Here is a 10,685-nt window from a genome sequence, read left to right on the forward strand (position 1 = left end):
AGGGGTTCGGGCCGCGCTCGCCACGGCCGCGGCGGCACCCGCAGCAGCCCCCGCGGCCGCCGTCAGAACCGCACGAAGAGCCCCGTGCCCGCCGCAAGCTGCGTCATTCCCGGCGCGGGCGCCGCCGTATAGTTGTTGACGCCGAAGTCGCTACCGCCGCCGTTGATCGCGTAGCCCGTCGTCACGTACACCGTGGTGCGCTTCGACAGCCAGTACAGCACCGACGCATTGACGAGCGTCGGCCGGCCGCCGCCTTCCTTGAACGCGTAGCGGCCGCCTTCGACGATCAGCTTCAACGCCGGCGTCGGCATGTACTGCGCCGCCGCCCAGTAGATGTCGCCGTTCGGCGAGGCCTGCAGCGAGCCGCGCACGGCCACGACACCGCCCGACACCGTGAAGCGGTCGAACGCGTAGCGCGCGACCACGCTCGCGCGACGGTCGGCAGCGCCCGAGCGGTCGAGCGCGCCGCTCACGGTGCCGCGCACTTCCTCGTAGCCGGCGCGCGCCCAAAACCCGCCGAGCTTGTATTCGGCGGCGACGCCCCAGTAGCGGCCCGCGTCCGCGTTGCCCGGCCACTGTTGGCCGAAGCCGTACATCGCCTCGACGTTCACGCCCGCGATGTCCGGCGACGCGTACTTGATCGAATTGTCGAGCCGCACGGTCGCGGGCGGAATCATGTTCAGCGAGAAGATCGAATAGTTGTTGAAGAGCGTCGGCTCGTAGAGCACCGTCTTGTCGTACTGGACGCCGTACTGGCGGCCGAACGTCAGCGATCCGAAACGATCGCTCGTCAGGCCGACGAGCGCGATCCGGTTGAACGGCGTGTTCACCGCCGCGAACGCGCCGTTGCTGAGCGAAAAGCCGTTCTCGAGCTGAAAGATCGCGCGATAACCGCCGCCGAGATCCTCGCTGCCGCGCAGCCCGAAGCGCGACGGATACGACGTGCTCGCGTTGTTCGACGAGAGCGCGCCGTCGCCGGCCGCGTTCGCATGCGTCTTGTACTGGACGCCCGCGTCGAGCAGGCCGTACAGCGTCACCGAACTCTGCGCCGGCGCGGCCGCGCCGTAGCCGAATCCGACGCAAAGCGCCGCGCAGCGCCCGGCGCGCGCGAATCCGTCGAGTCGTCGATATTTCATCCGGATTCCTGCGTGACGGGAAGACATCGAGGAAAGGAGAACGACGGTGCGCGTCCTACCGCGCGGCGCGGCGGCCCGGCCAGGTCTCGGCGGCGAGCCAGCCGGCCGCGATGCAGATCGCGTTCGCGACGAGCAGGTAGCCCGTCGGCGCCATCGGATTGCCCGTGGCGCCGATGAGCCACGCGACGATGCTTTGCGCGGTGCCGCCGAACAGCGACACGGCGAGCGCGTAGACGATCGAGAATCCGGTCGAGCGCACGCGCTGCGGGAAGCTTTCCGCGATCAGCACGATGAGCGCCGCGCCGCTCATGCCGTGCAGGCCGGACAGCACGGTCAGCGTGGCGATGAACACGGCGGGCGTCGGATGCGACACGATCAGTTGCAGCGCCGGGAAGATCAGCAGCAACAGCAGCACGCGCGGCCAGATCAGGATCGCGCGGCGTCCGAAGCGATCCGACAGGCTGCCGCCGGCGAGCGAGCACACGGCGAGCGCCGCGCCCGTCGCAAGCGTCGCGAGCATCGCGACGCCGCCCGGCAGATGCAGCTCGGTCAACGCGAACGTCGTCATGTAATTGAGGAAATACTGCGTGATCGTGCTGCCGAGCAGGATCATCAGGCCGATCGCGATCGGCCGCCGATGCCGCGCGTTCAGCTCGCACAGGATCGCGCGCGTCGAGCCGTACGCGCCGTGCGCGTCGATCGTGTCGGACAGCCGGCGGCGAATATAGATGCCGATCGGCAGCACCAGCAGGCCGAATGCGAACGGCACGCGCCAGCCCCATGCGTACAGGTCGGCCTCGGGCAGCGCGAGCGTGAGCACGTAGCCCGCGAGCCCCGCCGCGACCGCCGCGAAGCCTTGCGTCGCGACCTGCCAGCACGCGTACGCGCCGCGCCGCCCGGGCGGCGCAGCCTCGAGGATGTAGGTCGTCGCGGGTCCCGCCTCGCCGCCCCACGCGAGCCCCTGGATCAGCCGCGTGACGACAAGCAGGATCGGCGCGGCCACGCCGATCGTCTCGTATCCCGGCAGCACCGCGATCGCGCCCGTGCCGACCGCCATCATCGCGAGCGTCAGCATCATCGCGGGCTTGCGGCCCGCCCGGTCCGCGTACGCGCCGATCGCGAGCGCGCCGAACGGCCGCACGACGAAGCCGAGCCCGAACACGGACACCGACAGCAATAGGCTCGTGAACGCGCTCTTCGACGGAAAGAACGTGTGGCCGATCATCACCGCGAACGTCGCATAGGTGCCGAAGTCGAAGAACTCGACCGCGTTGCCGAGCGCGACCGCCGCGACGTTGCGGCGAGCGTCGGCGCGCGTCGCGGCCGGGCCGGCCGGCGCGGACGTGTCGCCGGACGCCGGCTGGTACGCGGGTTCAAGCAGGTCTTCCATGGCGTGTCCTCGATCGAAGCGGCGACGATACCAGCCGCGGGCGCGGCGCGAGCGGCGCCCGCCGCCGAACCGGATGCGGTGTCAGGATGGGGAAGCGAAAAGCCGGCGCAACGCGCACGGCGGCGCGCGGTACATGGCGCGCGGCGCGCGGCCGCGTCAGTGAGGCGGCGCGGGCCAGCGCGGCATCTCTCCGCGCCAATCCTCGTACGCCTTGCCGAGCTGCAGCACGAGGCGATCGGCGAAGCGCGGCCCGACGATCTGCAGGCCGATCGGCATTCCGTTGCGCGCGAAGCCGCAATTGATCGACAGCGCCGGCTGCTCGCCCATGTTCCACGGAACCGTGAACGCGATGTGCTCGAACGGCCGCGCCGGATCGTCGGTCGGCCCCGCCCATTCGGCCGGGAAGCCGGTGACGACATTGGTCGGCGACAGCACCGCGTCGACCGACTGGAACAGGCGTGCGGCGGCCGCGCGCATCTCGAACGTCGCGCCGAAGCCGCGCACCGCGTCGACGCCCGACACCTTCGCGCCCTGCCCCGCCCACGCGAGGATGTACGGCAGGATGCGCGCGCGCGCCGCGTCCGGCAGCCGTTCGAGGTCGGCCCACAGGCGCGCCTGCCAGAAGCGGTCGAGGCCGTCGAGCATCGCGCGCGACAGCACGGGCGGCGCCTCGACGACCCGCGCGCCGTGCGCGGCGAAGCGCTCGGCCGCCGCCTCCACCGCCGCGACGATCTCCGGTTCCGGCGCGATCCCGCAGCCGGCGTCGAGCATCAGGCCGATCCGCATGCCCGTCACGTCGGCGGGCGCGATCGCCCAGTCGATCGTCTCGGGCGGCAGGCTCGTCGCGTCGCGCCGGTCCGGGCGCGACAGGAAGCGCATCAGCAGCGCCGCATCGTCGAGCGTGCGCGTCATCGGCCCCGCGCAGCGGCCCGTGTAGTACGGATCGATCGGAATCCGCCCGTTCGACGGCTTGAAGCCGACGATCCCGCACCAGCCGGCCGGCAGCCGGATCGACCCGCCGATGTCGGTGCCCACGTGCAGCGGCCCGTAGCCCGCCGCCGCCGCCGCCGCCGCGCCGCTGCTCGAGCCGCCCGGATTGAGATCGAGCCGCCACGGATTGCGCGTGGTGCCGTACAGGCTCGACAGCCCCGACGACAGCATCGCGTAATCGGGCACCGTCGTCTTGCCGATCACGACCGCGCCCGCCTCGCGCAGCCGCATCGCGGCGGGCGCGTCGACGGTGGCGGGCGGCGCGTCGGCGGCCGCGGCCGAGCCTTGCGCGAGCCGGTCGCCCTCGGTCGCGATCAGCTCCTTGATCGTCACCGGCACGCCGTCGATACCGCTCAACGGCGCGCCCGCCGCCCAGCGGCGGGTCGACGCGAGCGCCTGTTCGCGCACGCGCTGCGGATCGAAGCGGCACAGCGCGTTCAGATGCGGCTCCCAACGGGCGATGTGGTCGATGAGCGCGTCCGCATAATCGGCGGGCGTCACGCTGCGGTTCTCGAATCGTTCGGCAAGCGAGCAGGCGGTCAGCTCGAGCAGCTCGGGCATGGTATCGGCCTCACAAGGTGGGAGACGGGCGGCCGGGCCGGCTGCGGCGGCCGCCCGCCGTCGTTGGATCTCACGATAGCAACGCAAAAAGCGCGATGGATAGCGCGATTTATATCGAACGGCGCGCACGTTTTTCGAGCGCTCGCGGCGCGGCGCATCGTTCGCGAAGACGCCGGCCGGGCGCGTCGGACGGGCACCGGACGAGCGCCGAGCCCGCCCCGGACGCGCAGCGCGCGGGCACGGCCGCGCGCGTTCGGACTCGCTCAGAACGACGAGCCGGGTTCCTTCAGGAACGCGACTTCCTCGTCGCTCGACGGCCGGCCGAGGATCGCGTTGCGGTGCGGAAAGCGCCCGAAACGCTCGATCACGGCCGCATGGCGCAGCGCAAAGTCGTGATAGCCGGCGCAGCCTGCCTCGCCCTTGATTTGCGCGCACAGGCGCACGCCTTCGCGCTGGCTGTCGGGCGATTCGTCGTGCTCGAACGGCAAATACGCGAACGCGCGGTGATGGCCCGTCGGCAGCGCGCGGTCGCCGCCCGACGCGACGAGCGCCTTCGCGTGCGCGAGCGCCGCGCGATCGGCGGCGAACGCGGCCGGCGTGCCCCGGTGGATGCTGCGCGAGAACTGATCGAGCACGACGATGAGCGCGAGCGCGCCGAGCGGCGTGCGCGCCCATGCGTCGAGATCGCCCGCCTTCGCCGCGTCGACGAGCGCGCCGAATCGCTCGCGCAGTCGCGCGTCGAGCGCCGGGCCGCCGCCGAACCACATCTTGCGCGCCGTGCCGAACGCCCGATCGCCGGGCGCGCCGAACCAGAAATCGAGCACGTCGCGCGCGCGCGGCTCGAGCGCCGCGGCCTCGCGCGCGCCGCCGTCCGCGTGCGGGGCCGTCATGCGAGCTCCAGCACGAGACGGCGCGTGCGCGCGCTCTTCTTCTCGAGCTTCGCGACGCGCAGCCCGCCGATCTCCGCCGTGTTGCGCACGTGCGTGCCGCCGCACGGCTGCAGGTCGACGCCGCCGATCCGCAACAGACGCACGCGCCCGAGCCCCATCGGCGGCTTCACGCTCATCGTGCGCACGAGCTCCGGGCGCGCGGCCATCTCGTCGTCGGTGATCCATTCGGTCGTCACCGGATGCGCGCCGCCGACGAGCTCGGCCAGGCGCGCCTCCACGTGCTCGCGGTCGATCGGCTCGACCGTCGCGAAATCGACGCGCACGTAATCGGCGGTCACGCTGCAGCCGTCGACCGGGTACGGCAGCACCGCGCACAGCAGATGGCTCGCCGTGTGCAGCCGCATCCGCCGGAGCCGCGGCGCCCAGTCGATCTCGGCGACGAGCGCATCGCCCGGCTTCACGCCCGCCGCGAACGCGTCCTGCCCCGGCGCGAGCACGTGCACAGCGTCGTCGGGCGTCGCGCCTTCGAACTTTGCCTTGCGCGTGTCGGCGACGGAGAGCGTCGCGCCGCCCGCGAGCGTCAGCGTGCCGCTGTCGCCCGCCTGGCCGCCGCCAAGCGGATAGAACACGGTTCGATCGAGGTGGATGCCGGCTTCGTCGACGGCCGTGACGAGCGCATCGCAGCGCGTCAGATAGGCGTCTTCGCGAAAGAGGGCTTGAGTGGCCATGTGGGAGTCTCGGATATCGTTATCGGTGATCGGAAGCGATCAGTATGCGGCGCGGCGCGCGCGCCGCGACAGGCGCAATTTCGCGCGGCGCGCACCGAAGCGTACCGGAATTTCAGCCGGGACGGTTTCGCATCCAGTCGGCCGTTTCGTAGAACGCGTGCATCAGCCGCTCGCGCAGCGGCGTGTCGAGCCCCACGTCCTCCATCGCCCACGCGATGCAGCGCAGCCACTGGTCGCGCTCGTGCGACGCGATCGAAAACGGCAGATGCCGCGCGCGCAGCCGCGGATGGCCGAAGCGCTCGATGTAGTGATCGGGCCCGCCGAGCCAGCCGCACAGGAACCAGAACAGCTTGTCGCGCGAGCCGTCGAGCGCCGGCGGATGCAGCGCGCGAATGCCCGCGAATTCGGGCTCGAGGTCCATCAGGTCGTAGAAGCGGTCGACGAGCTCGCGCACGCGCGCCTCGCCGCCCACGAGTTCGAACGCCGTCGGCTGCGACGGCGCGTCATTGGTTGCATCGGTCATACGGACATCAGTCGAATGGAACAAACAAGAAAACGAAAAGCGGATCGCCGAAGATACCGCGTGCGCGCGATTCATGCATCGCGCAGCGATTGAAGCGCCGGGCGGCGCAGCACGCCGCGCAGGCCGAGCCAACCGGCCGCGCCCGCGCATGCGACGCCCGCCGCGATGCCGGCCGGCACGAGCCACGGGTCCGGCGAAAGCGCGAAATCGAACACGCGCGACGCGAGCACCGCGCCGACCGCGAGCGCCCCCGCCGCCGCCATCGCGCCCGCGAGCACGCCGACAACGATGAACTCCGCACGCTGCACCGCGACGATCTGCGCGCGCGACGCGCCGAGCGCGCGCATCAGCGCGGCCTCGCGCACGCGCTCGTCGCGCGAGCCGGCGAGCGCCGTGTACAGCACGAGCACGCCCGCCGCGAGCGTGAAGCCGAACAGGAACTGCACCGCGCCGATCACCTGCAGCAGCACGCGCTCGAGCTGCGCGAGGATCGGCGCGACGTCGATCGCGGTCAGGTTCGGATAGCGCGCGATCAGGCCGTCGAGCACGCGCTGCCGCGCGAGCGGCAAATGGAAGCTCGTGATGTACATCGCCGGGAACTCGCGCAGCGCCGCGGGCGGCATCAGCACGAAGAAGTTCACGCGGAACGTGCCCCAGTCGAGCTTGCGCACGCTCGTCACGGGCGCCTCGACGGTGAGGCCCGTCACGTCGAAGCGCAGCGTGTCGCCCGCCTTCACGCCGAGCGTCTTCGCGAGCCCCGCCTCGATCGAGATCTGCGGGGCGTTCGATGCGCCGAACCAGTCGCCCGCGACGATCCGGTTGTCGCCGGGCAGTTGCGTCGTGTACGACAGGTTGAATTCGCGGTCGACGAGGCGGCGCGCATCGTCGTTCTTGTAGTCGTCCGGATTCACCGGCTTGCCGTTCACCGACAAGAGCCGCCCGCGCACCATCGGCGACAGCGCCGGGTTCGCGATGCCGTTGGCCGCGAGATAGCGGACGACTTCGTCGCGCTGGTCGGGCTGGATGTCGATGAGGAACTGGTTCGGCGCATCGGGCGGCGTCGACTGCCGCCAGCCGGCAACGAGATCGTTGCGCGTGATCGCGATGAGCAGCAGGCACATCAGGCCGAGCGCGAGCGCGGTGATCTGCAGCGCGCTCGCGGCGCCGCGCCGATCGAGCGACGCGAGCGCGTAGCGCCAGCCGAGCCCCGCCGCGACGCGGCCGTCGCGCACGAGCCGCGCGGCCGCGAAGAGCGCGAGCCGCGCGAGGAGCGCGAACAGCACGAGGCTGCCCGCGAAGCCGCCCGCGACGATGAGGCCGAGCGTCAGGTTGCCCGCCGCTGCGATCAGGAGCGCCGCGAAGAGCGCGATGCCCGCCGCGTAGCCCGCCCATGCGATGCGGCCCGCCTCGCCCCACTCGCGGCGCAGCACGCGCACGGGCGGCACGCGCGTCAACGGCGCGAGCGGCGGCAGCGCGAAGCCGAGCAAGAGCACGAGCCCCGTCGCGACGCCGATCGCCGCCGGCCACACCGAAGGCGGCGGCAGCACGACGTCGATCAGGCTGCCGAGCGCGCGCAGCAGCACGAGATGGCCGACGTAGCCGAGCGCCGCGCCCGCGACGCCGCCCGCCACGCCGAGCAGCGCGAATTCGATCGCGAACAGCGCCGACAGCGTGCGGCGGCTCGCGCCCAGACAGCGCATCGCCGCGCAACCGTCGAGATGGCGGCGCATGTAGCGCTGCGCGGCCATCGCGATCGCGACGGCCGCAAGGAGCGAAGTCAGCAGCGCGACGAGCGTGAGGAAATGGCGCGCGCGGTCGAGCGTCTGCCGCACCTGCGGCTGCCCTTCCTGCAGCGATTCGAGCGCGACGCCGCGCAGCTTGCCGCCGTCGACGCGCGCATGCGCATAGCTTGCGAAGCGTTCGACGGCCGCGTCGTCGCCCGCGACGAGGAGCCGGTACGTGACGCGGCTGCCGTAGCCGGTGAGCCCCGTCGATTCGAGCTCGTCCGCGCGCAGCATCACGCGCGGCGAGAAGTTGACGAACGAGAAGCCGCGATCGAGCTCGCGGGTGATCGCCGCGCCGATCGTGAACGAGCGTTCGCCGACGCGCAGCGTATTGCCCACCTTCAGATGCAGCGCGTCGAGCAGCGACGGGTCGATCCACACGGTGCCGGGGACTGGAATCGAACCGGCGGGACGGCCGGGCGCGTTCGCGTCGGGCGCGATCTCGACCGCGCCGCGCAACGGATAGCCGGCCGACACGGCCTTCACGGCCGCGAGGCGCACGGGCGGCAGGCCGCCTGCGTCGGCCGCGGTGGCGGGCGAATTGGGCGAATTGGGCGAACCGGGAGGATTGAGCGCGCCGACCATGCTCGGGAAGATCGCGGTCGTCGCGGTCGCGAGGCCAAGCGATCGCGCCTCGCGCGCGAACGCCGGGTCGATCGGACGATCGGCCCGTATGACGAAGTCCGCGCCGAGCATCCGGCGCGCGTCGCGCTCGAGGCCCTGACGCAGCCTGTCGGCGAGAAACCCGACGCTCGTGAGCGCCGCCACCGCGAGCACGAGCGCGAGCGCGACGAGCGTCAGCTCGCCCGCGCGCCAATCGCGCAGCGTCATCCGCCCCGCCTGGCGCAGCAGGTCGACGGGGCCGAAACGGCGGCCGGCCGGCATCGCTTTACCCGCCGCCGTCAATCGCGCTTGCTCCCGATCGAATTCAGCCGCGACACCATGTGGTTCGCCATCCCGCGAAAGCCGCCCGACACGCCGCGCCAGAGCCGCGGCAGCGCCCATGCGGAGAACGCGAGAAAGCCGATCATCAGCGCGATGAACACGAGCGGCACGAAGAACGCGAGCGCGAGGCCGCCGACCGCGAGCCCGTCCTCGGTCGTCGACGCGATCCAGTTCGAGATCGGCTCCGGCGACAGGTTGATGAGCGCGCGCGTGCCCGCCTTCGCGATATGCGCGGAGCCGGCGAGCGTGCCGCCCGCGAGGCCCGCGACCGCGAGAAGCGTCGGATCGGCGTGGCCGAGCGAGGCCGCCGCGAGCACGGCCCCCGCGGGAATCCGGATGAACGTGTGGACCGCGTCCCAGAGCGAATCGAACGCGGGAATCTTGTCGGCGAGGAACTCGGCGAGCGCGAGCACGGCGGCCGCGCCGATCACCCAAGGCGACGTCAGCACCGCGAGCGTGTCGGGCAGATGAATGAGATCGAGGCGCGCGAACACGCCCGCGATCAGCACGGTGAGATAGAGGCGCAGGCCGCTCGCCCACGCGAGCCCCGCGCCGAGCGAAATGGCTTCGACCATGTGCGGCCTCCTTGCGCAATGCGCGCGGTTCGAGGGCGGACCGCGCCCGAACCCGGGCGAAGCGGCCCATCGACCCGCCTGCCCCGCCGATTCGCGTGCGGCGGCGGGGCGTTGTCAGATGGATTCCGCTTCATTATAGACGCGCGCCGCGCGCAGCCGCCGCACCGCCGACGCGGGCAAACCCTGCGCGCTCAGCCGGCCGACGACAGCTTGAGGCCGACGAGCCCGACGACGATCAGCGACGCGCTCGCGATCCGGGCGAGCGTCACCGCTTCGCCGAGCATCACGATCCCGAAAATGAACGCGCCGACGGCGCCGATGCCCGTCCAGACCGCATACGCGGTGCCGAGCGGCAGTTCGCGCATCGCGACGGCGAGCAAGCCGAAGCTGCCGAGCGCGGTGACGATCGTGAAGATGGACGGGCCGAGACGCGTGAAGCCCTCGGAGGATTTGAGGCCGGCGGCCCATGCGATTTCGAGCAGACCGGCGACGAGAAGCCACAGCCAAGGCATGCGGGGACTCTCCGTGAATCAAATGGGGTCGTCCCCGTTGTACATCGGCGGCCCGGGGTCGTCCCCGGGCGTCGGAAGTATAACAAGCAGCTTACAATCGCGCTGCGCGCGCCCGCGAGGCCGCGCCCGCGCGCCGCAGGATCGGCGTCCGGGCATCGGACATCCGGCGAAATCGCGCCGCGCCGGCATGCCGCCCCGTCACTTCGATTCGGGCTTGCGGCCGTGCTGCGCGATCGGCCAGCCGTGCGCGTCGAGCAGCACGCAGCGATCGTCGCGATAAAGCGCCCACTCCTCGCACTCGCGCCCGTCCCTGAACGCGCAGATTCCGTACTGGCCGCGCGGGCCGTCGTGGATCACCACCTTGCCGCCGAGCTTCTCGCAATTCACCGACGCCGGATTCGCGAGCGTCGTCGCCTGATTCGGCGGCAACGGCTGCGCGAGCGCCGCCGCGGCGCCGATGCCCAATGCGCAACCGCACAGTAGACGGACGAGCATGGCTGACCTCCTCGTTATGTTGGGTTGGTTAAGCGCTCAGCATAAGAGAAAAACGCGCGAGGCAGCGTCGCGCGCGGTCGGCGGGGCGCCCGATTGGGCCCGTCGACGGGCTGCCCGCGCGCACGCGCGGCGACGCTTCGCGACGCGACGCGACGC

10 protein-coding genes are annotated in these 10,685 nt (G+C 71.7%); all 10 read right to left on the reverse strand.

Translation table 11 applies throughout. From position 1 onward, the window contains the following. Positions 1-62 precede the first annotated feature (62 nt). The gene (locus WS78_RS13615) at positions 63-1,136 is read right to left on the reverse strand and encodes a porin (protein WP_059574639.1); all 1,074 of its coding nucleotides are present in this window, start codon (positions 1,134-1,136) and stop codon (positions 63-65) included. Between the two features lie 55 nt (positions 1,137-1,191). Beyond that, positions 1,192-2,526 carry an MFS transporter gene (locus WS78_RS13620; protein ID WP_059574642.1) on the reverse strand — a complete coding sequence of 445 codons (1,335 nt, stop codon included), beginning with the start codon at positions 2,524-2,526 and terminating at the stop codon, positions 1,192-1,194. Positions 2,527-2,682: 156 nt separating this feature from the next. Then, positions 2,683-4,077, reverse strand: coding sequence for an amidase (locus WS78_RS13625; protein WP_038747333.1), 1,395 nt, complete (start codon positions 4,075-4,077; stop codon positions 2,683-2,685). Between the two features lie 263 nt (positions 4,078-4,340). Continuing rightward, on the reverse strand, positions 4,341-4,967 hold the full coding sequence (locus WS78_RS13630) for a DUF924 family protein (protein WP_038747336.1): 627 nt from the start codon (positions 4,965-4,967) through the stop codon (positions 4,341-4,343). Continuing rightward, a complete protein-coding gene (locus WS78_RS13635; RefSeq protein ID WP_038747339.1) occupies positions 4,964-5,695 on the reverse strand; it encodes an alanyl-tRNA editing protein in 732 nt (243 codons plus the stop codon). The genes WS78_RS13630 and WS78_RS13635 overlap by 4 nt, the downstream gene beginning before the upstream one ends. A 112-nt stretch (positions 5,696-5,807) precedes the next feature. Beyond that, on the reverse strand, positions 5,808-6,218 hold the full coding sequence (locus WS78_RS13640) for a group II truncated hemoglobin (protein ID WP_038747342.1): 411 nt from the start codon (positions 6,216-6,218) through the stop codon (positions 5,808-5,810). 71 nt (positions 6,219-6,289) lie between these two features. Beyond that, positions 6,290-8,908 (reverse strand): ABC transporter permease, encoded by a 2,619-nt coding sequence (locus WS78_RS13645; RefSeq protein ID WP_059574644.1) that lies wholly within the window; start codon positions 8,906-8,908, stop codon positions 6,290-6,292. Continuing rightward, entirely contained in the window at positions 8,905-9,522 is a 618-nt protein-coding gene (locus tag WS78_RS13650) for a DUF4126 domain-containing protein (RefSeq protein ID WP_038747348.1), read from the reverse strand. The genes WS78_RS13645 and WS78_RS13650 overlap by 4 nt, the downstream gene beginning before the upstream one ends. 191 nt (positions 9,523-9,713) lie before the next feature. Further along, a complete protein-coding gene (gene sugE / locus WS78_RS13655) occupies positions 9,714-10,034 on the reverse strand; it encodes a quaternary ammonium compound efflux SMR transporter SugE (RefSeq protein ID WP_038747351.1) in 321 nt (106 codons plus the stop codon). 198 nt (positions 10,035-10,232) lie between these two features. Continuing rightward, positions 10,233-10,529, reverse strand: coding sequence for a putative hemolysin (locus WS78_RS13660; protein WP_038747354.1), 297 nt, complete (start codon positions 10,527-10,529; stop codon positions 10,233-10,235). Positions 10,530-10,685: the final 156 nt, after the last annotated feature.

This window comes from Burkholderia savannae (assembly GCF_001524445.2).
GTDB classification, from domain to species: Bacteria; Pseudomonadota; Gammaproteobacteria; order Burkholderiales; family Burkholderiaceae; genus Burkholderia; species Burkholderia savannae.

Excerpts from the sequence above, each read along its gene's own strand:
- WS78_RS13620 (WP_059574642.1), bottom strand. The coding sequence starts at position 2,526 with ATGGAAGACCTGCTTGAACCCGCGTACCAGCCGGCGTCCGGCGACACG.
- WS78_RS13615 (WP_059574639.1), bottom strand. The coding sequence starts at position 1,136 with ATGAAATATCGACGACTCGACGGATTCGCGCGCGCCGGGCGCTGCGCG.
- sugE (WP_038747351.1), bottom strand. The coding sequence starts at position 10,034 with ATGCCTTGGCTGTGGCTTCTCGTCGCCGGTCTGCTCGAAATCGCATGG.
- WS78_RS13630 (WP_038747336.1), bottom strand. The coding sequence starts at position 4,967 with ATGACGGCCCCGCACGCGGACGGCGGCGCGCGCGAGGCCGCGGCGCTC.
- WS78_RS13635 (WP_038747339.1), bottom strand. The coding sequence starts at position 5,695 with ATGGCCACTCAAGCCCTCTTTCGCGAAGACGCCTATCTGACGCGCTGC.
- WS78_RS13625 (WP_038747333.1), bottom strand. The coding sequence starts at position 4,077 with ATGCCCGAGCTGCTCGAGCTGACCGCCTGCTCGCTTGCCGAACGATTC.
- WS78_RS13650 (WP_038747348.1), bottom strand. The coding sequence starts at position 9,522 with ATGGTCGAAGCCATTTCGCTCGGCGCGGGGCTCGCGTGGGCGAGCGGC.
- WS78_RS13640 (WP_038747342.1), bottom strand. The coding sequence starts at position 6,218 with ATGACCGATGCAACCAATGACGCGCCGTCGCAGCCGACGGCGTTCGAA.
- WS78_RS13660 (WP_038747354.1), bottom strand. The coding sequence starts at position 10,529 with ATGCTCGTCCGTCTACTGTGCGGTTGCGCATTGGGCATCGGCGCCGCG.